Source organism: Shewanella sp. FJAT-52076, from assembly GCF_019457455.1.
GTDB classification, from domain to species: Bacteria; Pseudomonadota; Gammaproteobacteria; order Enterobacterales; family Shewanellaceae; genus Shewanella; species Shewanella zhangzhouensis.
In genome coordinates, this window is record NZ_CP080415.1 from 1,015,066 (window position 1) to 1,040,034 (window position 24,969).

General features: G+C 53.8%; 26 protein-coding genes and 1 other annotated feature. Of the genes, 21 read left to right on the forward strand and 5 right to left on the reverse strand.

Annotation, left to right across the window (positions count from 1 at the left end; all coding sequences use genetic code 11):
* Window positions 1–6 precede the first annotated feature (6 nt).
* The 10 genes from K0H79_RS04435 (at window position 7) to K0H79_RS04480 (ending at window position 8,704) form a co-directional block, all read left to right on the forward strand.
* Window positions 7–945: a MucB/RseB C-terminal domain-containing protein gene (locus tag K0H79_RS04435; RefSeq protein WP_220077457.1), complete on the forward strand. Its 939-nt coding sequence runs from the start codon at window positions 7–9 to the stop codon at window positions 943–945.
* Window positions 942–1,421 carry a SoxR reducing system RseC family protein gene (locus tag K0H79_RS04440; protein ID WP_220077458.1) on the forward strand — a complete coding sequence of 160 codons (480 nt, stop codon included), beginning with the start codon at window positions 942–944 and terminating at the stop codon, window positions 1,419–1,421. The genes K0H79_RS04435 and K0H79_RS04440 overlap by 4 nt, the downstream gene beginning before the upstream one ends.
* 96 nt (window positions 1,422–1,517) lie before the next feature.
* Window positions 1,518–3,308 (forward strand): translation elongation factor 4, encoded by a 1,791-nt coding sequence (gene lepA / locus K0H79_RS04445; RefSeq protein ID WP_220066964.1) that lies wholly within the window; start codon window positions 1,518–1,520, stop codon window positions 3,306–3,308.
* Window positions 3,309–3,492: 184 nt separating this feature from the next.
* A complete protein-coding gene (gene lepB / locus K0H79_RS04450) occupies window positions 3,493–4,410 on the forward strand; it encodes a signal peptidase I (protein ID WP_220077459.1) in 918 nt (305 codons plus the stop codon).
* 5 nt (window positions 4,411–4,415) lie between these two features.
* Window positions 4,416–5,096: a ribonuclease III gene (gene rnc / locus K0H79_RS04455; RefSeq protein ID WP_011758997.1), complete on the forward strand. Its 681-nt coding sequence runs from the start codon at window positions 4,416–4,418 to the stop codon at window positions 5,094–5,096.
* On the forward strand, window positions 5,093–6,091 hold the full coding sequence (era, locus tag K0H79_RS04460) for a GTPase Era (protein WP_220077460.1): 999 nt from the start codon (window positions 5,093–5,095) through the stop codon (window positions 6,089–6,091). Before rnc ends, era begins: the two co-directional genes overlap by 4 nt.
* A gap of 13 nt (window positions 6,092–6,104) precedes the next feature.
* Window positions 6,105–6,779 carry a DNA repair protein RecO gene (gene recO / locus K0H79_RS04465; RefSeq protein WP_220077461.1) on the forward strand — a complete coding sequence of 225 codons (675 nt, stop codon included), beginning with the start codon at window positions 6,105–6,107 and terminating at the stop codon, window positions 6,777–6,779.
* A gap of 114 nt (window positions 6,780–6,893) precedes the next feature.
* Window positions 6,894–7,631 (forward strand): pyridoxine 5'-phosphate synthase, encoded by a 738-nt coding sequence (gene pdxJ / locus K0H79_RS04470; RefSeq protein WP_220077462.1) that lies wholly within the window; start codon window positions 6,894–6,896, stop codon window positions 7,629–7,631.
* Complete coding sequence (acpS, locus tag K0H79_RS04475; RefSeq protein ID WP_220077463.1) at window positions 7,631–8,008, forward strand: holo-ACP synthase; 378 nt, start codon at window positions 7,631–7,633, stop codon at window positions 8,006–8,008. The genes pdxJ and acpS overlap by 1 nt, the downstream gene beginning before the upstream one ends.
* Before the next feature lie 168 nt (window positions 8,009–8,176).
* Window positions 8,177–8,704, forward strand: coding sequence for a DUF962 domain-containing protein (locus tag K0H79_RS04480; protein WP_220077464.1), 528 nt, complete (start codon window positions 8,177–8,179; stop codon window positions 8,702–8,704).
* Between the two features lie 31 nt (window positions 8,705–8,735).
* Here the strand turns inward: K0H79_RS04480 and K0H79_RS04485 are convergent, their stop codons facing one another.
* Together K0H79_RS04485 and K0H79_RS04490 are read right to left on the reverse strand one after the other, a co-directional pair.
* The gene (locus K0H79_RS04485) at window positions 8,736–10,025 is read right to left on the reverse strand and encodes an HlyC/CorC family transporter (RefSeq protein WP_220066970.1); all 1,290 of its coding nucleotides are present in this window, start codon (window positions 10,023–10,025) and stop codon (window positions 8,736–8,738) included.
* A 93-nt stretch (window positions 10,026–10,118) separates the two neighbouring features.
* Window positions 10,119–10,907 (reverse strand): inner membrane protein YpjD, encoded by a 789-nt coding sequence (locus K0H79_RS04490; RefSeq protein ID WP_011759004.1) that lies wholly within the window; start codon window positions 10,905–10,907, stop codon window positions 10,119–10,121.
* Window positions 10,908–11,159: 252 nt separating this feature from the next.
* On the opposite strand from K0H79_RS04490, the gene ffh reads away from it, so the two are divergent.
* The 10 genes from ffh to K0H79_RS04540 all read left to right on the forward strand — a co-directional run bounded on the left by ffh (window position 11,160) and on the right by K0H79_RS04540 (window position 20,676).
* Window positions 11,160–12,533 (forward strand): signal recognition particle protein, encoded by a 1,374-nt coding sequence (gene ffh / locus K0H79_RS04495; RefSeq protein WP_220066971.1) that lies wholly within the window; start codon window positions 11,160–11,162, stop codon window positions 12,531–12,533.
* Window positions 12,534–12,690: 157 nt separating this feature from the next.
* On the forward strand, window positions 12,691–12,942 hold the full coding sequence (rpsP, locus tag K0H79_RS04500) for a 30S ribosomal protein S16 (protein ID WP_011759006.1): 252 nt from the start codon (window positions 12,691–12,693) through the stop codon (window positions 12,940–12,942).
* A 20-nt stretch (window positions 12,943–12,962) separates the two neighbouring features.
* Window positions 12,963–13,493, forward strand: a complete 531-nt coding sequence (rimM, locus tag K0H79_RS04505; protein WP_220077465.1) for a ribosome maturation factor RimM — start codon at window positions 12,963–12,965, stop codon at window positions 13,491–13,493.
* A 15-nt stretch (window positions 13,494–13,508) separates the two neighbouring features.
* Window positions 13,509–14,261 (forward strand): tRNA (guanosine(37)-N1)-methyltransferase TrmD, encoded by a 753-nt coding sequence (gene trmD, locus K0H79_RS04510; protein ID WP_011759008.1) that lies wholly within the window; start codon window positions 13,509–13,511, stop codon window positions 14,259–14,261.
* A 27-nt stretch (window positions 14,262–14,288) separates the two neighbouring features.
* Window positions 14,289–14,642: a 50S ribosomal protein L19 gene (rplS, locus tag K0H79_RS04515; protein ID WP_011759009.1), complete on the forward strand. Its 354-nt coding sequence runs from the start codon at window positions 14,289–14,291 to the stop codon at window positions 14,640–14,642.
* Window positions 14,643–14,937: 295 nt separating this feature from the next.
* Entirely contained in the window at window positions 14,938–16,029 is a 1,092-nt protein-coding gene (locus K0H79_RS04520) for a 3-deoxy-7-phosphoheptulonate synthase (protein WP_220077466.1), read from the forward strand.
* A 13-nt stretch (window positions 16,030–16,042) separates the two neighbouring features.
* Window positions 16,043–17,182: a bifunctional chorismate mutase/prephenate dehydrogenase gene (gene tyrA, locus K0H79_RS04525; RefSeq protein ID WP_220077467.1), complete on the forward strand. Its 1,140-nt coding sequence runs from the start codon at window positions 16,043–16,045 to the stop codon at window positions 17,180–17,182.
* Window positions 17,183–17,361: 179 nt separating this feature from the next.
* Window positions 17,362–19,026 carry a hydroxylamine reductase gene (gene hcp, locus K0H79_RS04530; protein WP_220077468.1) on the forward strand — a complete coding sequence of 555 codons (1,665 nt, stop codon included), beginning with the start codon at window positions 17,362–17,364 and terminating at the stop codon, window positions 19,024–19,026.
* 57 nt (window positions 19,027–19,083) lie between these two features.
* Window positions 19,084–20,154: a hybrid-cluster NAD(P)-dependent oxidoreductase gene (locus K0H79_RS04535; protein ID WP_220077469.1), complete on the forward strand. Its 1,071-nt coding sequence runs from the start codon at window positions 19,084–19,086 to the stop codon at window positions 20,152–20,154.
* A 147-nt stretch (window positions 20,155–20,301) separates the two neighbouring features.
* Window positions 20,302–20,676 carry a hypothetical protein gene (locus tag K0H79_RS04540; RefSeq protein ID WP_220066977.1) on the forward strand — a complete coding sequence of 125 codons (375 nt, stop codon included), beginning with the start codon at window positions 20,302–20,304 and terminating at the stop codon, window positions 20,674–20,676.
* A gap of 71 nt (window positions 20,677–20,747) precedes the next feature.
* Here K0H79_RS04540 and K0H79_RS04545 read toward each other — a convergent pair whose 3' ends face one another.
* Complete coding sequence (locus K0H79_RS04545; RefSeq protein WP_220077470.1) at window positions 20,748–22,727, reverse strand: chorismate mutase; 1,980 nt, start codon at window positions 22,725–22,727, stop codon at window positions 20,748–20,750.
* 35 nt (window positions 22,728–22,762) lie between these two features.
* Window positions 22,763–22,888 (reverse strand) — a sequence feature (Phe leader region).
* A 107-nt stretch (window positions 22,889–22,995) separates the two neighbouring features.
* Complete coding sequence (gene hpf, locus K0H79_RS04550; protein WP_220066979.1) at window positions 22,996–23,352, reverse strand: ribosome hibernation-promoting factor, HPF/YfiA family; 357 nt, start codon at window positions 23,350–23,352, stop codon at window positions 22,996–22,998.
* A gap of 291 nt (window positions 23,353–23,643) precedes the next feature.
* Between hpf and K0H79_RS04555 the strand changes: the two genes are divergently transcribed.
* Window positions 23,644–24,312 carry a cytochrome b/b6 domain-containing protein gene (locus K0H79_RS04555; RefSeq protein ID WP_220066980.1) on the forward strand — a complete coding sequence of 223 codons (669 nt, stop codon included), beginning with the start codon at window positions 23,644–23,646 and terminating at the stop codon, window positions 24,310–24,312.
* 63 nt (window positions 24,313–24,375) lie between these two features.
* On the opposite strand, the gene K0H79_RS04560 is transcribed toward K0H79_RS04555, so the two are convergent.
* On the reverse strand, window positions 24,376–24,819 hold the full coding sequence (locus K0H79_RS04560) for a cytochrome c (RefSeq protein WP_220066981.1): 444 nt from the start codon (window positions 24,817–24,819) through the stop codon (window positions 24,376–24,378).
* Window positions 24,820–24,969 lie beyond the last annotated feature (150 nt).

Genomic DNA, 24,969 nt, shown 5'->3' on the forward strand with positions numbered 1-24,969 from the left:
GTTAGCTTGCGATCCATTCTTCTGGCCCTCGTGGCCATGGTCCTGCCGGTATCTGCCCAGGACCTGTCTGCCAAGGCCTGGCTTGAGGAAATGAGCCGGGCTCTCAATCAAGAACAGTTCAAAATGTCGGTCATTCATCTTCAGGCCGATCATATACGTCCTCTGGTGTATCTCCATGGCAAGGTCAATGGTCAGGAAGTGGCCTTCCTTGAGCATCTCAATGGCCCCATAAAAAATGCGGTTCGCATTGATAATCGAGTGACCTTTATCGAGCACGACCAGCCTGCGTTTACGGTAAATGCCGACAGAATTCAGGGGTTGTGGCCAGTGGTATTCGCCAATGACCCTGCTGGCATCGAGGCGGGCTACCAGTTTGTGCTGGGCGGCCGCAGCCGCATTGCAGGTCGACCCGGGCAGCTGGTGCGTTTAATACCCAACGATCCCCACCGTTATCCGCTGCAGGTTTGGGTGGATATGGAAACCTATCTGCCACTGCGCTATGAGCTGCTGACCGACGAGAAAGAGTTGCTGGAGCAGATCATGGTAGTAGAACTGCTGGTGCTTGAAGAGCCTGCGCCACTTTTGGTGGAAGCGGCCAAGCAGGACTGGCCTCCGGTGATTAATCAACTGGACAGGCACGATGGTCAAAACTGGACCTTCACCTGGCTGCCGGAAGGCTTCAAAGTGGTGGCGCGGGATCATCACAGATTGATGGGCTCACAGGAGCCGGTGGAGTATGTCGCCATCACCGACGGCATCGCCAACATCTCTGTGTATGTAGGCCGCGCCGGTAATGTGCCCATGCCAGACGAGCTTATGACCCGCAATGGCCTTGGGCTTGTCAGCGAAAAAGTAGGTAATGCTGAGGTGGTTGCGGTAGGGCGAGTGCCCATGGAGACCCTGAGTCGCATTATACGCAGTCTGGCACTGGACAAGTCATCATGATGGAAGAGCTGGCCCGTGTCGTGCGGGGCGAATCCTCTGGCTGGGTGACGGTCGAAGTGGAAGTCAAAACCGCCTGTGGGCACTGTGCTGCCAGTGAAAGCTGTGGCACAGGTGCAATCGCCAGTGCTTTTGCCGGTAAAACCCAACAGTTCTCAATCAAGAGCGCGGAGGCTTTTGAGGACGGTGAGCTTATCCGCCTCGGTCTGCCTGAATCTGCGCTGCTCAAAGCAGCGGCGCTTGTGTACCTGCTGCCGCTTGCCGGATTGCTGCTGGGGGCCTTCGGCGGCAAGATGGCTGGCTCAGCATTAAGCTTTGGCAGTGAAACTGCCAGTCTGGTGTTTTCACTGCTGGGGGCCATAGTGGCCTGGCTCTGGGGTAAGCGGCTCGCGAAAAATCTTGAGCGTCAAACTCAACCCGTCATCCTCGCCCGCCTGGGCAAAGCGCTGGAACCCTCTTGCCTGACTAAAGCAGTCTGACTTTCCTGCGGATCAGATTGGTATTGCCCCCGTAATCGGGTACAATTTCGCACCTTTGATTTTGTCTTCCATTTTTAGTTTGGTCATTACCGAAGAATGAAACACATTAGAAACTTCTCCATCATTGCCCACATCGACCACGGCAAGTCCACTCTGTCTGATCGCCTTATTCAGGTGTGTGGTGGTCTGACGGACCGTGAGATGGCCGAACAGGTCCTGGACTCCATGGATCTTGAGCGTGAGCGTGGCATTACCATTAAAGCCCAGAGCGTGACCCTAGACTACACCGCCAAAAATGGTGAGACCTATCAGCTGAACTTTATTGATACCCCCGGCCACGTGGACTTCTCCTATGAAGTATCCCGTTCACTGGCTGCCTGTGAAGGCGCGCTGCTGGTGGTGGATGCCGGTCAGGGCGTAGAAGCCCAGACGCTGGCCAACTGTTACACCGCGCTGGAAATGGATCTGGAAGTGGTGCCGGTACTGAACAAAATCGACCTGCCCCAGGCCGAGCCTGAGCGTGTGGCCGCCGAGATTGAAGACATAGTCGGCATCGAAGCCACAGATGCAGTGCGCTGCTCTGCCAAGACCGGTGTTGGCATCGATGAAGTGCTCGAGACCATAGTGGCGCAGATCCCTTCCCCAGAAGGAGACCCTGAGGCGCCACTGCAGGCGCTTATCATCGACTCCTGGTTCGACAGCTACCTCGGCGTTGTGTCATTGGTGCGTATCAAGAACGGTGTGCTCAAGAAGGGCGACAAGTTCAAGGTGATGAGCACAGGCCAGACCTACAACGCGGATCGTGTTGGTATCTTCACGCCGAAGATGAAAGACCAGGCTGAGCTGAAAACCGGTCAAGTTGGCTATGTTATCGCTGGTATCAAGGAAATTCACGGCGCACCCGTGGGTGATACCCTGACCCTGGCAAAGCACGGTGCCGACAAGCCACTGCCGGGCTTTAAGAAGGCTAAGCCTCAGGTATACGCCGGTGTGTTTACCATCTCCACCGACGACTATGAAAGCTTCCGTGATGCGCTGAACAAGCTCAGCCTCAACGATGCGTCTTTGCAGTTTGAGCCAGAAACCTCATCGGCTCTCGGCTTTGGTTTCCGTATCGGTTACCTGGGTCTGCTGCACATGGAAATCATCCAGGAGCGTCTGGAGCGTGAATACGATCTGGACCTCATCACCACGGCACCTACCGTGGAATACGAAGTGCTGCTGACCAACGGCGAAACCGTATATGTAGATAACCCGTCCGATCTGCCGGCCATCAACCACATCGAAGAGATGCGTGAGCCTATCGTTCAGGCCAACATTCTGGTGCCGAAAGAGTATCTGGGTAACGTGATCACCCTGTGTATCGAGAAGCGTGGCGTACAGAAGAACATGGTTTACCACGGTAACCAGGTGGCACTGACTTACGATATTCCTGCCGCTGAAGTGGTGATGGATTTCTTCGACCGCCTCAAGTCGACCAGTCGTGGTTATGCCTCGCTGGAATATAACTTCATTCGCTTCGAGCCTGCTGACATGGTACGCCTGGACGTGCTCATCAACGGCGACCGCGTGGACGCGCTGGCGATGATCATCCACCGCTCCAACATTCGTCACAAGGGTATTGCCCTGGTGGAGAAGATGAAAGAGCTGATCCCAAGGCAGATGTTTGATATCGCGATTCAGGCGGCCGTGGGTAACCAGGTCGTTGCCCGCTCTACCGTGAAGGCCTTGCGTAAAGATGTAACGGCCAAGTGTTACGGTGGTGACGTGTCCCGTAAGAAGAAACTGTTGCAGAAGCAGAAAGAAGGTAAGAAGCGGATGAAGCAACTGGGTAACGTGGAAGTGCCTCAGGAAGCCTTCCTCGCAGTGCTCAAGCTTAACGAATGATCACACTCTTTTACTTGCTTCCCTAAGCCCTGCTTAGGTAAAACAACGATAAAGGCGCCGCAGTATGCGGCGCTTTGGTTAGCAGATCCTTTGGGTGTGCTCACCAAAGCGACTGGCTCTGTGTCAAAACTGTTTGCCGCAGAGTTAAGCCAATCACTTTTAATGCCAAGGAGTTAACCCGTTAATGGCTGCGTATTTTTCACAAATTCTGGTGATAGTTACCCTGGTGTCAGGGCTGATTTGGCTATTTGATGTGCTGTTTCAGGCCCCCAAGCGCAAGGCCGCATTGGCGGTGGCACAGTCCGGCGACGCTAACCTGTCAGAGGAAGCTGTCGAAGCCATCACCAAGGAACCCTATATAGTCGAAACCGCACACTCTGTGTTCCCGGTCATCGCCTTTGTATTGGTGCTGCGCTCATTCCTGTATGAACCTTTTCAAATCCCGTCCGGTTCGATGATGCCAACCTTGCTGGTAGGGGACTTCATTCTGGTGGAAAAATTCAGCTACGGCATTAAAGAGCCTATGTGGCGCAAAGAAGTTATCGCCACAGGTAAGCCACAGCGCGGTGACGTGGTGGTCTTCAAATACCCTGAAGATCCCAGAATTGACTATATTAAGCGTGTGGTAGGCCTGCCGGGAGACCGCGTGTTTTATCAAAACAAAGAGCTTTATATTCAACGAGCCTGTGTTGAGGGCGAGATTTGCCAGAGCGTCCCGGCCAAGGTTGACCGTATTGCCCTCGGTGACAGTGAGTTTGTGCAGGATGGCGTGCGTCTTAAGCACTACAAAGAGCAGCTTGGTGACGTTGAGCACGAAATTTTGATTAATCCTGCCCGCCCCGACATGCGCGGCATGTTCTATCGTAAGGGCAGTGCGCCAGCCGGTGAGTTTGTGGTGCCGGAAGGCCAGTACTTTGTGATGGGTGATAACCGTGACAACAGTACCGACAGCCGTTTCTGGGGTTTTGTGCCCGAAGAGAATCTTGTGGGTAAAGCCGTGGCCATCTGGATAAGCTTCGAGTTTGATCGTAAGCCGTCAGATGTCCTACCAACCTGGGTTCCCACAGGCGTGCGTTTTGAGCGTGTAGGCGGTATTCAGTGAGTATGATGGAGCCGATTAAAAATCTGCCGAGACTATGCCGGACCCTGGGCTATGAGTTCAGCGATATCCGTCTGCTTGAGCAGGCCCTGACCCACAGAAGTGCCTCAAACCAGCATAACGAACGGCTGGAGTTTTTGGGTGATTCCATCCTCTCTATCGTGATTTCCGATGCGCTGTTTCATCAGTTTCCCAAGGCCACCGAAGGTGACTTGAGCCGCATGCGTGCCACCCTGGTGCGGGGCGATACCCTGGCGGTGATTGCCAAGGAGTTCAAACTGGGGGATTACCTCAATCTGGGACCCGGTGAGCTCAAGAGTGGTGGTTTCCGTCGGGAATCCATCCTCGCGGATGCGGTGGAAGCCATCATAGGTGCCGTGTATTTGGATGCGGACCTTGAAACCTGCCGCAGTTTATTGCTGGGCTGGTACGAAACCAGGCTTGCCGACATCAAGCCCGGGGTTGGCCAAAAGGATGCCAAGACCCTGCTGCAGGAGTATTTGCAGGGGATGAAAAAGCCCCTGCCTGAATATCAGGTGACCCAGGTAGAAGGTGAGGCGCACGATCAGACCTTTACCGTGGAATGCCGGGTGACCGACCTTGCCGATGCCGTCGTGGGTGTGGGCAGTTCTCGCCGCAAAGCCGAACAAATGGCGGCGGCACAAGTTTTGGAATTATTGAATCAATGAGCAAGAAACCCGAACCAGGTGTACCGGAAAACGAACCAAGCCTGGAAGATTTGCTGGCACAGATGAACAGCCAGAATCAACCCGAAGAGCACTACGATGTTACCTATTGTGGCATGGTGGCCATCGTTGGTCGCCCCAACGTAGGTAAATCCACCTTGCTCAACAAGTTGCTGAAGCAAAAAATCAGCATCACTTCCCGTAAGCCCCAGACCACCCGTCACCGCATTATGGGAATTCACACCGAGGGGCCGAATCAAATCGTCTTTATCGATACCCCCGGTTTGCACATTGAAGAAAAGCGTGCCATTAACCGCCTGATGAACCGTGCTGCCGCCAGTTCCCTGGCCGATGTCTCCATGGTCATCTTTGTGGTGGACGGCATGGAGTGGACTGCCGATGATGAAATGGTGCTGAACAAGCTGCGCCGCGGCGGCGAGCATCGCAAGACTGTGCTGGCCATCAACAAGGTAGATGGTATCAAGGAAAAGGAAGAGCTGTTCCCGTACCTTATCGAAGTGTCCAAGAAATACCCCTTCGATGACATAGTGCCGGTATCTGCCAAGCAGGGCACCAACGTGGAACGACTGCTGGATTTGGCCCGTGAATCTTTGCCCGAGTCAGTGTTCTTCTTCCCGGAAGACTATGTAACCGACAGAAGCCAGCGCTTTATGGCCTCTGAGATTGTCCGTGAAAAGCTGATGCGCTTCCTCGGTGATGAGCTGCCCTACGATGCCACAGTGGAAATCGAGCAGTTCAAAATGATGGAAAACGGCGTGTACCAAATCAATGCCCTGGTGCTGGTCGAGCGTGATGGCCAGAAGCGCATGGTTATTGGTAAAAAAGGCGAGCGTATTCGCACTATCGCCACCGAGGCCCGCAAAGACATGGAGCGCCTGTTCGATAACAAGGTGTTCCTCGAAGTGTGGGTGAAGGTGAAATCCGGCTGGGCCGACGACGAGCGGGCCCTTCGCAGCCTGGGTTACGGCGAAGATTAATCCCGGGGCCGCGATGGAAAGGGGTTACCTGCTGCATTCGCGTCCCTATCGGGAAAACAGCGCCATCGTAAACCTCTTGGTGGATGGCGCAGGTCGGGTCGATGCCATTGTGCGGCTCGGCAGCGGCAAGCGCTCCAGCCGGGCGCTGCTGCAACCTTTTCAGCCACTACTGTTTTCACTGTCGGGTAAGGGTGAGCTCAGAACCCTTATTCAGCCCGAAGCCTATGCCCCCGCCATTCCGCTGCAGGGCGACGCTCTCTATGCCGCCATGTACCTCAATGAACTCCTGATGCGTTGCCTCAGCCACAGTCATGCGGGCGAGGGGCTGTTTTTCAGCTATCACCAGACACTGATGTCCATGGCCAAGGGGTTTTGCCAGAGTCAACTGAGATACTTTGAGCTGGCACTGCTTGAAGAGCTTGGTGCCTGTCCATCACTCTCGGATGATACCCTGGGCGCGGCCATCAGTGCCGAATGTGCCTACAGGCCTTGTCCCGAGGGTGGCTTGGCCCCCAGTACACTGGAAAAAGCCATTTCAGGTCGGGCGATTCTTGCGTTGGCACAGAAGGAACTCTCAGAAGCCGATTTTGCCGCAGCACGGCAGTTGCTCAGGTTTTTATTGGCGCCCTTTGTTGGCAATAAGCCCTTGGTCAGCAGACAACTCTTTGCCAATCGAAACAAAAGCTGAGTTCACACAAGCGTTTGTTGCCAGTGGCAAATGCGTGTCAGCCTATATCAAGGCACGGAGTGATTCAGTACAATGCCTGTCAATATTGCCAAGACAATTCTGAAGGAGTACCCGATGAGCCGCATTCTTCTGGGCGTGAACATCGACCACATCGCCACCCTGCGCCAGGCCCGTGGCACCAACTACCCTGATCCGGTACATGCCGCCGCCGTGGCTGAGCATGCCGGCGCCGATGGCATCACCATTCACCTGCGTGAAGACAGACGCCATATCATCGACCGCGATGTGTACCTGCTGGCCAAAACCCTGAAAACAAGGATGAACTTCGAGTGTGCCGTAACTGAAGAGATGCTCAATATCGCCTGTGAGGTCAAACCCACCTATGTGTGTTTGGTGCCCGAGAAGCGTGAAGAGCTGACCACTGAAGGCGGACTGGATGTGGCTGGGCAGAAAGATAAAATCCGTGCTGCTGTCGAGCGTTTGGCTGCCCAGGGTATTCTGGTGTCGCTCTTTATCGATGCCGACAAGGCTCAAATTGATGCGGCCCACGAAGTTGGCGCACCTTATATCGAAATCCACACCGGCCGTTATGCCGATGCCCACACCGAGGCCGAAGCAGAAACCGAGCTTGAGCGAATCGCCTCCATGGCTAAATACGCCCATGGCTTGGGTATTACCGTGAATGCAGGCCATGGCTTGCACTACCACAACGTCAAGCCCATCGCCGCCATTCCCGAGCTATATGAGCTCAATATCGGCCACGCCATTGTGGCCCGTGCAGCCATTGACGGTCTGGAGAAGGCTGTGCGCGATATGAAGCAGCTGATGCTTGAAGGTCGCCGGGGCGAGTAATGTCAGTGTTGGGGCTGGGGACAGACATAGTTGAGATTGAGCGTATCCGCAGCCAACTTGAGCGCGGCGGCGATAGGCTCGCCAAGCGGGTACTGACGGAATCCGAGCTGGCGATTTTTGTCGGCAGCGGTCAGCGCGAGTTGTACCTGGCCAAGCGCTTTGCCGCCAAGGAGGCGGTAGCAAAGGCACTGGGTACAGGTATAGGTCGCGGCGTGTCGTTTCAACATATTGAAACCTACAGCGATGAGTTTGGTGCCCCCTGTGTGCGCCTGACTGACGGCGCCCTGGCGCGTATGCAGCAGCTCGGCGGCAGCCAAATCCGTCTGTCCATCGCCGATGAGCGGCATTATGCGGTGGCAACCGCCATACTCTGTTAAGAGAGCATGAGATTAAGGGAGCCAGGCTCCCTTTTTTATGGCCGGTAAAAGGTGGCTTGTTAATGACGGCTTTCTTTGCTTTACTGGTACATTAGTACCAAATGATGTGTGTTCAGTCCGCCTTTGGGCAGTAAAACCACAATAAGAATCTATGCCAGGGAGAGCGTTATGAAGACAGCAGCCGAGCAACTTGCGCGCTATAAGAGTGTGCACCTGAACCCCACCAACATTAAAACCCACTTTGTCGGTATCCCGCTTATCATCTGGTCAGCCTTTGTTTGGCTTGGGCTTATCCGGTTCGAACTGGGCACTCTGGGTGAGGCCAGCGCAGCCATGGTGTTTACCCTGATAGTGCTGGCTTACTACCTTAAACTGCACGTGCGCCTCGCCGTTGGCATGCTGGTGTTTATCCTGCCGGTGCTGTACACCTCAGACATGATGGCATCCGTGCCCCACGTCGCCTGGATAGCTGCCGTGGTGTTTATCATTGGCTGGGTGTTTCAACTGATTGGCCATAAGTACGAAAAGGCAAAACCGGCGTTTGTGGATGATATGAATCAGCTGTTGATTGGGCCTTTCTTTTTGATGGCTGAGGTGTATTTTGCACTGGGCCTCGAAAAAGCGCTCGAGCGTGAGATTACGCCACAGGCCATAGCGTTGCGAAGAGCCCTTGAAGCGGGCCGCAAGACGGCTTGATTAACGAGACTCATGATAAGAAAAAAGACGCTCAGGGCGTCTTTTTTGCGTTATCGGGGGCCTGATACAGGTCCGGCATCACCCTCACGGTCTTCACCATATTCTCTGCCACCTCCATGACCTCAATGGGGTAGCCTTCGAGGCGCAAACTGGTATTGGGGGAGGGGATGTCTTCCAGATATTCGAGGATAAGGCCGTTCAGCGTTTTCGGGCCATCCGTGGGCAGCTCCCACTTCATCTCTTTGTTGAGCTCACGGATGTTGATACTCGCATCTATCAGCAGGCTGCCATCTTCCTGGGGATGGATCTCCTCACTGGCTGTAGGCACCATGGAAGTGGTGAAATCACCCACAATCTCTTCCAGAATGTCTTCCAGTGTGACCAGACCCTGGATATCACCGTACTCATCCACCACCAGACCGATACGTTCCTTGTTGTGCTGGAAGTTGGCCAGCTGCACGTTCAGGGGCGTACCCTCGGGGATAAAGTAGAGCTCTTTTACCGCCCTGAGCAGGGTGGCTTTGCTGAACTCTTCTTTGGACTGCAGGCGTAAGGCATCTCTCAGGTGAATAAAGCCCACGGCGTCATCTATGGTATCGCGGTATACCAGTACCCGTGTGTGGGGACTGGTAACCACCTGACGGTTTATTTGCTTGAAATCATCGTTGACGTTGATGGCATAAATTTCGGCGCGGGGGATCATGATGTCTTCCACCGTCACTTTCTCAAGGTCGAGAATAGACAGCAGCATGTCCTGGTGACGCTGGGGGATAAGGGCGCCGGCCTCGTGTACCACGGTACGCAGCTCTTCCTGACTCAGGGCATCATTGGTCGCCACGTTGCGAACACCGATAAGCCGTAAAATGCCGGAGGTGATGATATTCATCACTTTTACCAGGGGCTGCAATATCACCAGCAGCCATTTAAGCAGCAGGCTCGATGGGTAAGCGATGCGCTCAGGATGCAGGGCGGCCACTGTCTTTGGGGTGACTTCGGCAAATACCAGCACCACTACGGTCAGCAAACCTGTGGCGATGGCCACACCCACGTCACCCCATATCCGCATACCAATAATGGTCGCTATGGCTGAGGCGAGGATGTTCACCAGGTTGTTACCAATCAGGATAAGGCCAATCAGGCGGTCGGGGCGGTCCAGCAGCTTGGATGCACGTTTGGCGCCCTTGTGTCCGCTGCTGGCGAGGTGTCTGAGCCGATAGCGGTTCAAAGACATCATGGCCGTTTCAGAGCCAGAGAAATAGGCAGAAATCAGGATTAACACTAAAAGCGACAGCAGGAGTGTTCCGGTCGATATCGCGTCCAAGCAAAGGCTCCACTATGGCCAGGAGATGTAAGTAAATACTGGCATTTTAAAGGGGTGTCAAGTTAGCCAAGGGGCTAAGCCCCCGGCGGGGACTTAACTGAGAATGAGTTCCTTGACGATGCGGGCGCCAAAATAGGCCAGCGACAACAGGGTCGCACCGGTCAGGGTGTAGGCGATAGCGGTACGGATACGGCAACCTACTGAGTATTGCTGCCACAGCATGGCGATGTACACAAACCAGGCCATGATGGAGAGAATGGCTTTATGACCTTTACCCTCGGCGAACATGTCATCAAGGAAGATAAAGCCGGTTGCCAGACCAAGGCTCAGCAGGATCACGCCGATGATCACCAAATGGTAGAGCTGTTTTTCCACAGTCATCAGTGGCGGCATGGCCGGGCTTAATATCAGCTGCTTTTTCTTGAGCTTGTTTTGGATCATCGCCAGCTGAATGGCATAAAGTGCCGCAATCATCAGTGCACTGTAGGCCATGAGTGACAGCACCACGTGGGCCAGCACCTCGGGATTGTGCTCAAAATGGGTAATGTATTTGGGCGGCACCAACCATAAAAGCGCCACCGACAAGACAGAGCAGGCGTATACCACGGGCACCACCACTATCACTTTCAGACGGAAAATCAGCACGCTGAAGGTGAAAGCGATAATCCAGTTCACCAGTGATATCACATTGGTGAGGCTGAAGTTCTGACCATCGTCGGTAAAAATGGCTTGCTGCAGGGCGGCGGCGTGCAATACCACAGCGATGGAAGCAACGGCGGCAACGGCACGGCGGTTTGGGCCTTCGGCGTGAAACAGTCGACTGGTCACCAGTATCAGGGCGATACAGTAGAAGAACATGGCTGACGCAGAGAAAAGAACCATGGATTACAACCTGCTTTTAGTTTCTCTTGGGCTTCGCGATGCGAAAGCGGGATTGCTGATTTGGGAATTAGAATAACACGACCCTTGCGCAAATGGGCAGTGATGTAAGTTGCAAATTTTAGCCAATTCTGATTGTTAGCCGAAGTATTCTCTGCCCGGCATCCATACAGGCAAGCGGACAGGTAGCATAAACCGCAGGCATCGCTATAATACAAGCCCACATTTGACATTATTAAAGGTTTGCACAGGACGATGTTTGAGAACCTGACCGACAGACTGTCGCGTACGCTGAAGACTATCAGCGGTCGCGGTCGCTTAACGGAAGACAACATTAAAGACACCCTGCGGGAAGTCCGTATGGCGCTCCTTGAGGCCGACGTGGCCTTGCCGGTTGTCCGTGAATTTGTGAACGCCGTTAAAGAGCGCGCAGTGGGCCAGGAAGTGGCCAAGAGCCTGACGCCCGGTCAGGTGTTTGTCAAAATCGTTCAAAGCGAGCTTGAAAAGGCGATGGGTGAGGCCAACGAGGCCCTGAATCTCGCCGCCCAGCCTCCGGCTGTGATCATGATGGCAGGTCTGCAGGGGGCGGGTAAAACCACCTCTGTGGCCAAGCTGTCCAAGTTCCTGCGTACCCGTCAGAAAAAATCTGTACTGGTGGTTAGTGCTGACGTATACCGTCCTGCGGCAATCAAGCAGCTCGAAACTCTGGCCAAAGAAGTGGAAGTGGAATTCTTCCCTTCCGATGTGAGCCAAAAGCCCATCGACATCGCCACTGCGGCTATTTCACACGCCAAGCTGAAATTCATCGATGTGGTGATCCTCGACACCGCAGGCCGCCTGCACGTCGATGAAGCCATGATGGATGAAATCAAGGCGCTGCATGCGGCAGTCAAGCCCATAGAAACCCTGTTCGTGGTAGACGCCATGACAGGTCAGGATGCCGCCAACACCGCCAAGGCCTTTAACGAGGCGCTGCCGCTGACCGGTGTGGTACTGACCAAGGTGGACGGTGATGCACGCGGTGGTGCGGCGTTGTCTATCCGCCACATCACAGGTAAGCCCATTAAGTTCCTCGGTGTTGGCGAAAAGACCGATGCCCTTGAGCCATTCCACCCTGACCGTGTTGCCTCGCGCATCCTCGGCATGGGTGACGTACTCTCTCTGATTGAGCAGGTAGAGCGCGGCGTTGATAAAGAAAAAGCCATGAAGCTGGCCTCCAAGGTCAAATCGGGTGGCAATTTCGACCTCGAAGACTTCCGCGAGCAGTTGCAGCAGATGAAAAACATGGGCGGCATGATGGGCCTGCTGGAAAAATTGCCCGGCGTAGGTCAACTGCCTCCGGAAGCCATGGCACAAATTCAGGATGGTAAAATGACCCGTCAAATGGAGGCTATTATTAACTCCATGACCCCGGGGGAACGTCAGAATCCTGATATCATCAAGGGCTCCCGCAAGCGTCGCATTGCAGCGGGCAGTGGCACACAAATTCAAGACGTTAACCGTCTGCTTAAGCAGTTCACCCAGATGCAGAAGATGATGAAGAAGATGTCTTCCAAGGGTGGGATGCAGAAAATGATGCGCGCCATGGGCGGTATGATGCCCGGCGGTATGAAGCTTCCCGGGCGTTAAGCCCGGATTCAATGCAGCCGTAAAATTGGCCAGTTTCGGTTGCATTCGCCTGAAACTCAGGTAAAATTCTCCGGCTTTCTTGCTGGGACTCTTTTGCGAACACGGGGTTCCAGTTTTTATTTTTGCTTCTGGCAAATCATTAGAGGAAAAAAAACGCATGGTTACCATTCGTTTAGCTCGCGGCGGCGCTAAAAAGCGTCCTTTCTACAACATCGTAGTAACTGACTCTCGTAACGCCCGTGACGGCCGTTTCATCGAGCGCGTTGGTTTCTTCAACCCACTGGCCAAAGGTCAGGAAGAAACTCTGCGTCTGGATCTGGACCGTGTTGATCACTGGGTTGGCAACGGTGCTTCTACTACCGATCGCGTAGCCAAGCTGATCAAAGACGCCCGTAAAGCTGCTGCTTAATGGCGTGAAGGTATAGATTGATGAGCAGTAATCAACAACCTGTAGTAGTAGGCAAAATCGGCTCTACTTACGGCGTAAAGGGTTGGATGAAGATCACCGCCTATACCGATTCCGTTGAAGGTATTTTCGACTATTCTCCATGGCTCCTCAAAGAACATGGCGAATGGCGCGAGGTGAAGGTGTCCCAGTGGCGCTTCCACGGCAAGGCGGTTGTCGCCGAGCTTGAGGGGGTCAGCAACCGGGAGCAGGCTCAAATGCTCACCAACTGTGAGATTGGGATCCTGGCCGAACAAATGCCTGAGTTGCCCGAAGACGAGTTCTATTGGCGCGATCTCATTGGTTGTGAGGTACTCAACACCAAGGGTTACAACCTGGGTAAGGTGGATCAGATCCTGGAAACAGGCTCTAACGACGTACTCATGGTCAAGGCCAACGCCAAAGATGCTTTCGGCAAAACGGAACGTATGATTCCGTATCTGCCTGACCAGTTTGTCATTGACGTCAAGCTGGCAGAAAAACAGATTATTGTGGATTGGGATCCTGACTTCTAAATCGAGGTACAAAACATGTGGTTAGGGGTAATCACCCTGTTTCCCGAAATGTTTCGTGCCATCACTGATTTTGGGGTCACGGGTCGGGCCATCAAAAATGGCCTGCTGGAGTTGCACACGTGGAATCCCCGCGATTTCACCCATGACAGACACAGAACCGTGGACGACCGACCTTATGGCGGCGGCCCGGGAATGTTGATGATGGTGCAACCACTGAAGGACGCCATCCAGGCTGCCAGAACGGCGGCGGGTGACGGAGCCAAGGTGATATATCTGTCGCCACAGGGGCGCAAGCTGACACAGCGGGGCGCAACTGAGCTGGCAGAAACACAGAAGTTGATTTTGGTGTGCGGACGTTACGAAGGTATCGATGAGCGCATCATTCAGACTGAAGTGGACGAGGAATGGTCAATCGGCGACTACGTGCTTTCGGGCGGTGAGTTACCGGCAATGACCCTGATTGATGCAGTGTCCCGTCTGGTGCCCGGCGTGCTGGGTAAACAGGCTTCGGCGGAGCAGGACTCCTTCTCCGACGGCTTGCTCGATTGTCCTCATTACACCCGGCCCGAATCTTTGGATGGACTGGAGGTACCGGCAGTGCTGCTCGGTGGCAACCACGAAGACATTAGACGCTGGCGTCTTAAACAAAGTCTCGGAAGAACTTTTTTAAGAAGGCCGGAATTATTTGAAAATCTAGCTCTGACTGACGAACAAACCCGCCTGCTGGCGCAGTTTGTCGACGAAATGGACAGTCCACAGAAGTCGTAGCTCAGTTAATCCTAGTATGGAGTTTACATGAACAACATCATCAAAATGCTCAACGATGAGCAAATGAAAAAAGACGTTCCTGATTTTGGCCCAGGTGATACCGTAGTGGTTCAGGTACGTGTTAAAGAAGGTGACAAAGAGCGTCTGCAGGCGTTCGAAGGCGTTGTTATCGCCAAGCGTAACCGTGGTCTGCACTCTGCTTTCACCGTTCGTAAGATCTCTAACGGTGAAGGTGTGGAACGTGCTTTCCAAACTCACAGCCCTCTGATTTCCAGCATCGAAGTTAAGCGTCGTGGCCGCGTTCGTCGCGCCAAGCTGTACTATCTGCGTGAGCGTTCAGGTAAGTCTGCACGTATCCGTGAGAAGCTGGCGACCAAGTAATCGCCTAAAAAAGACGCAAGTGTTCGCACAGAAAACCGCCCTCGTGGCGGTTTTTTGTTGGTGCTGATAACACAACGCCCCCACAGCCAAGCCATTCCACTCGCCTCTCGGCACCATCTTCGCGAATTTTGAATGAATTTTTATCAACTGGCCTTGCGCCCGGTCGGGTAAACGGGCACACTGTGCTCTCGAATGTAATGGTGTAACATTACAAAAATACGAGTTGGATATATAGATGTCAGCTGAGGTTGTCGATGGGGCAGCGTCAGCGTCGTTAAACACAAAAGGTGATCCCATGCAGCAAGATACCATCAACAATGTGCACATCAGCGCCGAAAAGGTGCTTATCACGCCACAGGAGCTAAAACGCGAACTGCCATTGTCTGAGCATGGGTACCAGTATATTTTGCGCGCCCGCCGCACTGTGGCAAACATAGTACACAAGCGCGACCCTCGGCTGTTGGTGGTGGCGGGTCCTTGTTCCATCCACGACATCGCCGCCGCCAAAGAATACGCCCTTAAGCTAAAAAAGCTCCATGACGAGCTCAAAGATGAGTTCTTTGTTCTGATGCGGGTGTACTTTGAAAAGCCACGTACCACGGTGGGCTGGAAGGGAATGATTAACGACCCTGACATGGATGAGTCTTTCGATGTGGAAAAGGGACTGCGTCTTGCCCGCGAGTTGATGATTTTTCTGGCGGAGCTTGAACTGCCGGTGGCCACAGAGGCACTCGACCCCATCAGCCCCCAGTACATTTCAGAGCTTGTCACCTGGTCTGCCATTGGCGCGCGCACCACAGAGTCTCAAACCCACAGGGAGATGGCCTCTGGCCTATCCATGCCGGTGGGCTTTAAAAACGGCACCGACGGCAAGCTGGATGTGGCCATCAATGCCATGAAGTCCGCCGCCAGTGGTCACCGCTTTATGGGCATTAACCAGCAAGGGCAGGTAGCGCTTCTACAAACCAACGGTAACCCTGATGGCCATATTATCCTGCGCGGTGGCAGCAAGCCCAACTATGACGTCGACAGCGTGGCCGAATGTGAGGCGCAGGTACGCTGGGCCGGGCTCGACCCCAAGTTGGTCATAGATTGCAGTCACGGCAACTCCTCAAAAGATCACAACCGTCAGGACCCCGTATGTCGCGACGTGTTTGCTCAGGTGGCTGCAGGCAGTGACGCCATTATCGGCGTAATGCTGGAAAGTCACCTGAATGCCGGTAACCAGCCTTGTGACAAACCCCTGTCTGAGCTTAAATACGGCGTATCTGTTACCGATGCCTGCATCGACTGGCAGAGTACTGAAACCTTGCTTCGTGATGGCGCCAAGACCCTCGCCGGGGTGATCCCGGGCCGTTTTGCCATCCCAAGGGCCGCCAATGGCTGACAGGATATTTGATATGAGTGAAAAGACCACCGCCGAGCTCGAGAACTTACGGGGCCTTATTGATGGTGTCGACAGCCAGTTGCTGTCGCTGCTGAGGAAACGTCTCGATCTGGTGGCACAGGTTGGAACAGTCAAGCATGCGGCGGGACTGCCCATTTACGCGCCTGCCCGTGAGGCGGCCATGCTCGGTAAACGCCGCGCCGAAGCCGAAGCCATGGGTATCAGCCCGCAGCTCATTGAAGATATTCTCAGACGCCTGATGCGCGAATCCTACATGAGCGAAAAAGACGTGGGTTTCAAGCAGGTGAATCCTGAGCTGGGCCATGTCGTCATCATTGGTGGTCAGGGACAGCTTGGCAGGTTGTTTGCCCAGATGTTTGCCTTGTCCGGCTATGAAGTGCGTTTATTGGATAAAGACGATTGGGACCATGCCGATGAGCTTTTCGCTGGTGCCGGTCTGGTATTGGTGACTGTGCCTATTGCCGCTACCTGCTCACTTATCCGTGAGCGCCTGGCTCACCTCCCAGAGCACTGTATTTTGGCGGACCTGACCTCCATTAAGGGGGCGCCACTCAAGGCCATGTTGGAGACTCACAAGGGCCCTGTGGTGGGCTTGCACCCCATGTTTGGTCCGGACGTGGGCAGTCTGGCCAAACAGGTGGTGGTAGTGTGCCATGGCCGTGCGCCGGACAAGTACCAGTGGCTGATGGAGCAAATTGGCATCTGGGGTGCAAGACTAGTGGAGGCCGATGCGGGTCGCCATGATAAGGCGATGCAGCTGGTGCAGGCGATGCGTCACTTCTCATCGTTTGTGTATGGTCTGAACCTTTGCCGTGAGCAGGCGGATATAGACACGCTGCTTGAATTCAGCTCGCCTATATATCGGCTGGAGCTTGCGATGGTGGGGCGTCTCTTTGCCCAGAGCGGCGAGCTGTACGCCGACATTATTTTTGCCCAGGAGGAAAGCCTGACGGCGATTTCAGACTTCCTCGATAACTACCGCGATGCGCTGGAGCTCCTGAAAGCAGGCGACAGGGCCGGTTTTATCGCCCGCTTTAATGAAGTCTCAAACTGGTTTGGCAATTACTCCCAACAGTTCCTCACCGAGAGCCGCGCCATGCTGCAATCGGTCAATGATATGCGTTCGGTTTAAGATGCTGTTCTTTATGCTGAAAAAGCGCCATTAAGGCGCTTTTTTCATTTTAAATCAGCAACTCCTTAAGATGATCTGCTTCAAGGAACCGAGTTTTGCTGCTTTTTAAATGCAGTAATATCCGTATCCTTCGCTCCTAACATGCATAAATAAAGCATGAAAATAAAAGGAGCCACGTCGTGTTTTGTATTCAGTGTGAACAGACCATTCGTACCCCCGCCGGCAACGGCTGCAGCTATGCCCAGGGCATGTGCGGCAAGCTGGCAGCAACCTCAGACCTGCAAGACCTGCTTATTTATATGCTCAAGGGCGTTTCCGCCTGGGCGGTGAAAGCCCGTGAGTTGGGACTTCCTGTAACCGAGGCCGATACCTTTGTGCCCAAGGCTTTCTTTGCGACCCTGACCAATGTGAATTTCGACGATGAACGCATCATAGACTACGCAAGAAAGGCCGAGAGTCTGCGTAACGAACTCAAAACCCAATGCATTGAGGCTGCCCAACAGGCTGGCATTCGCCTTGATACCTTACCTGATAGCGCTTCCCTGCTGCTCGGGACCTCCAAGCCAGAGCTGCTGGAGCAGGCCAGGCTGGCGCTGCCTAACCTGGGTAAGGATGAAATCCACGAAGATGTGATGGCCTTGAGGCTTTTGTGCCTTTACGGTTTGAAAGGGGCTGCGGCCTATATGGAACACGCTCGGGTACTGGAGCAACAATCCGCTGAGATAGCCGCTGAGTTTCATCGCATCATGGCCTTCCTGGGTACCGACAGTGTGGATGCCGATGCACTTTTTACCGCCGCCATGGACATTGGTCAGCTGAATTTCAAGGTGATGGCTATGCTCGATGAGGGCGAAACCGCTGCCTTCGGCCATCCGGAGCCCACCCAGGTGAATACCAAGCCGGTAAAGGGTAAGGCGATTCTGGTGTCAGGCCACGACATGAAAGACCTTGAGCTTATCCTCAAGCAAACCCAGGGCAAGGGGATTAACGTTTACACCCATGGCGAGATGCTGCCGGCGCTGGCGTATCCCAAACTTAAGCAATACCCCCATTTGGCAGGAAACTACGGCAGTGCCTGGCAAAACCAGCAGAAGGAATTTGCCAACTTCCCCGGCGCTGTGGTGATGACATCCAACTGCATTATCGATCCCAACGTTGGCCAATACGCCGACCGTATCTTTACCCGCAGCATTGTGGGCTGGCCGGGGGTTGTGCACCTTGAAGGCGATGACTTTTCTGCCGTGATCGAGAAAGCGTTGTCGCTGGAGGGGTTCCTCTATGACGAGATCCCCCATCTGATCACCATAGGTTTCGCCCGTAATGCCCTGATGGCAGCGGCTCCGGCCGTGGTCGAAAATGTGAAAAATGGCAGTATCCGCCACTTCTTCCTGGTCGGGGGCTGTGACGGTGACAAGGCCGAGCGCAGCTACTTTACCGATTTTGCCAAGGCAACGCCGAAAGACAGCCTGATCCTGACTCTGGGCTGCGGTAAGTACAAATTCAATAAGTTGGAGTTTGGTGACATCAACGGTATTCCAAGGCTGCTGGATATTGGTCAGTGCAACGATGCTTACTCAGCCATTCAGCTGGCGATTGCCCTGTCGGAGGTGTTTAAGTGCGATATCAACGAGCTGCCATTGAGCCTGGTGCTGTCCTGGTTTGAGCAAAAGGCAATCGTGATTTTGCTGACGCTGCTGTCGCTGGGGGTGAAGAATATTCGCACCGGTCCGACACCGCCGGCATTCCTGACACCAAATCTGCTCAAGGTTCTCGAAGACAAGTTTGGTCTTAAAAATACCACCACGGTTGAAGCCGATCTGAATGCGATTCTGAATGTCGCCTGAGTTGATGCAAGACGGCGCACGGCGCCGTCTTTTACATTGTATTGGGGATAACCAGTTATGAGTCAACACCGGGACGCTGCCTTGTTGGCAGCCAAACCCTGGCAGAATTTACCTGCCGCCGGGCCTTTTCGTCTTTGCTGCATAGAACGGACGGATGAAACCCACGATGTGGTGACGTTTCGATTTGAAGCCGCAGGGGAACCTGTGCGTTTCAGCTATAAACCGGGACAGTTTATCACCCTGTTGCTGGAGATTGGCGGTGAGCCCCACAGCCGGGCCTATACCCTGTCGTCTTCTCCATCCAGACCCTACAGCATCAGCATCACAGTTAAGCGGGTCGAGGGGGGAAAGGTTTCCAACTATCTGATTGATAGTTTAAGGCCTGGCCATGCCCTTGATGCCATGGGGCCATCTGGCAGCTTTAATCTGGTGGATATTCCTGCCGACAGGTATTTGTTTTTAAGCGCTGGTTGCGGCATTACGCCTATGTTCAGTATGAGCCGCTGGCTGACTGACACCCGTGTGGGCGCCGACATCGCTTTTGTACACAGCGCCAAAAGCGTCGATGACCTGATATTCGCTCCCAGGCTTGAGTCCATGGCCAATAACCACAGTGGCTTTCGTCTCGGGTACGTTATCGAACAGGGGAATTACCCTGACTGGCCCTATGCCACCGCGCTGCCGGGGCGATTGACGCTATCAGGATTGGACTCCCTGGTCAGTGATTGGCGTGAGAGAACCTTGTATGTCTGTGGCCCCGAGGCTTATATGGCTGGAGTAGAGGCTATGGTCAGGGATGCAGGATTTGCCATGTCGCGCTTCCACAAGGAAAGCTTTGGCAAGCAGGGCACGCCCGTCAAAAGTAGCGGGCAGGGATTTATGCTGAAGGTGGGAGACAAGCTGCATCCTCTCGGCGAGTCGGGTGTGCTGCTTGAGGGGATTGAGGCGCTAAAGCTACCCATCATTGCCGCCTGTCGCAGCGGTGTGTGTGGTGCCTGCAAATGTCAGGTGCTGGAGGGGGATGTTGAAAGGCTGTCAGAGATGACCCTGACCGAAGAAGACAAGGCCAATGGTATGGTGCTGGCTTGCTCTGCCCGGGCGCTTTCGCATATCAGCCTTAAGCTTTAAGTCAGTGTTGGTGGGTATACTTGGGCTGTTTTTGGGGGCCATGGTTGCGCTTTTCCCAATGGGAAAGTAAGGTTAAATCAGGGCCGTGATCACAGTTTTGAAATCGGTTCGATTCACCGTTTCTCGTCAGCCTTACCGGAGCGAACTATGGCCCAACTGAGCTTGCCCAACGCCACTGCCCAGGACACCAGCCTTATTCATTTGCAATATGGGATGATGAGTGCCTTCCCTCTGGTGCTTCCAGTGCTCTTTGCCCTGGCCCTGAATCTGTCACTGCGCAAGACTGATAGCTGCAGCATTTGTGACACGCATCTTAAGTGGCAACGCAACTCGATGTTAGGGCTGGTACTGGGTTCGGCGGCCTGGTATTGGCTGCCAGCTGGTTGGATGGCGGCAACGGCGCTCGTGGTCGTGCTTGCCTGGTTTGTACTGCGGGTTGTCAAGGGGTGGGTGAGTCTGGTTGATGGGGTTGCCATTCAACCTGTGCCTCAGCGCAAAGAGGCTACAGATACTTTTGGGTAAGCCAGACTCCAATATCTGAATAACGAAAAGGGGCCATGTTGGCCCCTTTTGCGTTGTCATTCTCTATTTCTTCAGACGAAAAACTGCCGCAAAGTGTCACCCAGATGACTGTCAGTGATTGAGGCATCCAGAGAGACCTCCACAATGAGTCCATCGGCACCCAGATGCTTGACCGCTTTGGCCTGACGCGGACAGGCTTCTGCTGTCACCGCATAGCTTGGATTGACCAACACCGGCAGGTGGCTTCGCGCTTTAAGCTCTACCAAACCTGCCAAATCCAGAGTGGCGCGTGTACTGCTCTTAAAGCTGCTGACCCCTGACTCACACAGCATCAGCTGTTGGTTGCCTTCTGCCAGAATGGTATCGGCAGCAGCCAGAAGTTCGTCAATATCAGCCATGGTATTCCGCTCGAGCACCAAGGGGAGATGCAGCTTACCGAGGCGCTCGAGAAGGGGGTGATTGAACATTTGCTTGCCCTTTATCAGGATAAGCTCGACCCGGGAGATGGCATGCTCGAGTTCATCCTCCCTGTTCACGGCCGCCGCGGTGATGAGACCAAACTTTTCTGCGGCCTTGGTGCAGGCATCCAGTGCTTTGGCGGGCTCTGGTCGCTCTGACAGATTATCCAGCACAAGGCCTGCAAAACCGGCCGCCTTTAGCTGCTTTAGGAAGGGTTCGCACCCTTCAAGGGTATCCGGCAAAGAGAGCAGTGCGAGTGCACTAGAATGACCATTGCCGACGAGCAAAGCGCCCGCTTGTACTTCGCTGGCAGTTTCTTTGTACCCCAGGCTGTGGCGTGCAGGGGCATCGTCGATAGCCTGTGACTGGGTTTTGGTGGACTCGGGTGTATCGGCACGGAAATGCTCGGGCTCAATGAGCAGCTGGGCGTTGGAGAGCTGCGTAGGTGCCACAGTTTCGCAGGGGTAGCAGCCCAGCACCTTGATAAAGCGGGTAATACGTTCAAGCTCTTTCAGTGCCAGTTGCATCGGGACACTGGCCAGATTGGCGTCGATATCCAGATAAAACATCTCCTCCCAAGGGGTACCCGGAATAGGGCGGCTCTCGAGCTTGCTCATATTGAGGTTGTTGGCCTTGAGCACCAACAAGGCCTCTACCAGGGCACCTGGCTTTTGGCCTGTTGCCATAATGAGGGTGCACTTGGCGGGCAATTGCTCTGGCACGGCCACGGCTTTACGGGCCACAACGATAAAGCGGCTTTGGTTGACCTTTTGATTGGCGAGTCCCTTTTCGATTGCTTCCAACTGGTACAGGGCACCGCCCTCGGCGCTGCCGATGGCGGCGACATCTTTGCTGTCAGCAGCCTGCACCTTTTCCATGGCTTCGGCGCTGGAGGCGCAGTATTCGAGTCTGAGCCCGGGATGGCGCGCCAAATAGCGGCTGCATTGGCTGATGGGTTGTGGATGGGCATACAGAGTCTTGATATCCGATGCCTTGGTGCCGGGTTTGGCCAGCAGGCAATGACCCACCTCGATGGTGGTTTCACCCACGATGGCCAGGCTGGTGTGCTGAAGCACATCGTAGACTTCATTAATGGAGCCAGAAGAAGTGTTTTCAATTGGCAGGAATCCGTAATCGGCATGACCGGATTCGACAGCATGAACGATTTCATCGAAGCTCTGACAGCCCAAATCCACCATGTCTACCTGGCGGCGCTGACAGTATCGATTGGCGGCGAGGTATGAGTAGGAGCCTCGGGCACCGAGATAAGCAATGCAATACTGTTGTTTTTGGGTTTCCGGGTTGGCACGGCCATGGAGATAGGCCTGTTGGTTCAGCACCGAGTCTTCGATAATGCTCTGATATAACTGCATAACAAAGTGCGGGTCCAGCCCTTGCTCGCGGCCTTTTTGCACCAGTCTCGACAACAGCTCTCGCTCGCGCTGGGTATCGCGCACCGGGCGCACATCCACTTCTTTACTGCGAGCTACTTCGAGGCTGAGTTCCCGACGCCGTGCCAGCAATTGCAGCACTGTGTTGTCAATGTCGGTGATCTGCTCCCGGGTTTCACTCAGGGGCTGTGGTTTCTCCATGCTGACCTCTGTTGGTATTAACTGCATCGCCTAAGAACAAAAAAGCCTCCCGGTGGTGGGAGGCTTTGAATTTTCACTTTCGTTTTTACACAGAAAATCCGCCTCCTCAGGGGAAGTGAATAAAAAAGAAAGTAAAAACTGCGTTCACGGTAAATTTCATGGCATTAAAACTAAAGACTGCGCCCTTGGGTGTCAATCAAAAAATCTGCATATGTTGCACAAAATAAAGCGCACCCTGAGGTGCGCTTTGTCGTGTGATTGAACGGGGTCAAGCTGCGTATTCCTCCTTATCGTCGTATTCGAAGTCAACTTCTTCGTCGGCTACCCCTTGGGTATCGGCACGCTTGGCTTCGGGTTTGTGGGTCAGGCGATTGAGCTGTTTCTCCAGCTTTTGTCCCATGGCCGTAATGGCTGCATACAGGTTTTCACTTTTCGCCTGGGCAAATAAATCTCCTTGTGGTACCCCAACAGAGGCTTCGATTTTAAAGAGGGTTTTCTCCTGGCTGATAATGATATGTGGATTGATCAGCGGAACATCGTGACGAGCGAGCTTTTCAAAGCGGCTTTCAACACGTTCACGGATAGGAGTAGTTACTTCGAACTGTTTGCTGGTGATTTTCAACATATTGTCGAGCCTCTTTTTTTGTTTCCGTGACTTCAGACTACCAAGCTGAAATCTGAAAGTCGTGAGTAAAATCACGTTTTATCAAGGCGGAAATATCGTTCGCTTCTTATTTGAACGCTTGAACCCAAAAGCCCAAAAAAGCCCCGGATTTGCTTGAATGCGCCCCAAAAGAGGCGCATATTCGAATGGATAACTCATCCCTGCTTACACTCATATCCTTCTCTTTCCCCCTCAATTTGATTACCATCCCCATACTTTTTAAGGCTACTTCCTGTGTATGCGGAGGATGTAATGACGCACGCCAAGGTGTGGGATTTGCCCGTCAGGCTGTTTCATTGGTTGATGGTGACCTTGCTCGGATTGCTCTGGTGGAGCGCCGAGGTGGGCGAGATGCAATGGCATCAGGTGTTTGCCTATAGTTTGATGGCGCTGCTGCTGTTCAGGGTGTTGTGGGGCTTTGTTGGCAGTGATACCGCACGCTTTGCGCACTTTCTGCATCATCCGCTCACCGTAGTGGAATACGCCAAAACGACAGTCAGCAAAGGCGTGAAAGGCCACCATGGCCACAATCCGCTTGGCGGCTACATGGTGCTGGTGCTGCTATTGTGTCTTGCTCTTCAGCTGATATCAGGCCTGTTTGCCACTGATGAAGTCTTTACCGAAGGCCCCCTGGTCAGCATGGTGAGCAGTGACACCGCCTCCTGGATGACCTGGCTTCACAAGCGCAATTTCGATTTGTTGTTAATCCTTGCTGCGGTGCATGTATTGGCGGTGGTGTGGCACCTACTCAAAGGAGACAGGCTGCTGGGAGCCATGGTGACGGGCCGCAGGCGCCGTGATGACATTGACGTAAAATCAGATATCCGCTTTGCACCGCTGTGGAAAGCTGCGATTTTGTTGGTGCTCGTTGCCTTACCCGTTGGTTATTTATTGCTGTGGCCAGCCATTCAGGCACTGTAACGGGTGATACTGAAATACTAAAAAAGCCTGCAGATGCAGGCTTTTTTATCAGACAACCGAAGCTTAGTCTTTTTTGTAGTTGTCGTGGCAGCCTTTACAGCTCTTGCCGGTATTCATAAATGCCGCCTTGATGGCATCTTTGTCGCTGCCTTTGGCTGCCACGGCCAATTTGGCGGCATTTTCCCGGAACTCACTCATACGGCTGTCAAAGTCCGCCTGGTTTTCCCAGATTTTGCCCAGGGCTTCTGTGTTGCCTTTGTCAGAGCCGGCGATAAAACCTTCAGCAGGCAACTTGGAGAGAGCCGCTACGTTTTCGGCGCGCTGGGCAAACACGTCGGCATTGAATTCTTTCTTTCCTTTGAGCATGGCGCTCATGTCACCAAACTGATAGGCAATCAAACCGAAGGCTGACTGGCGATAGTGAATGGCGTCATCGGCAGATTCGAAGTTGTTGGCGCTGGCACCAAAAGCCAGCAGGGCGCTCAGGCAAAGCAATGTCTTTTTCATTGTTATTCTTCCTTGTGGAGTGAATGGGTAAGACGTAAAGGCAGCCATTGTAACCGGAACTTGCTCAAACTAAATGACGCATTTTGTTAAATTTTGTTTGGCAAACCTTCTCTTGGGCGTTTGTAGAGCCGACAGGGGCTTGCTACACTG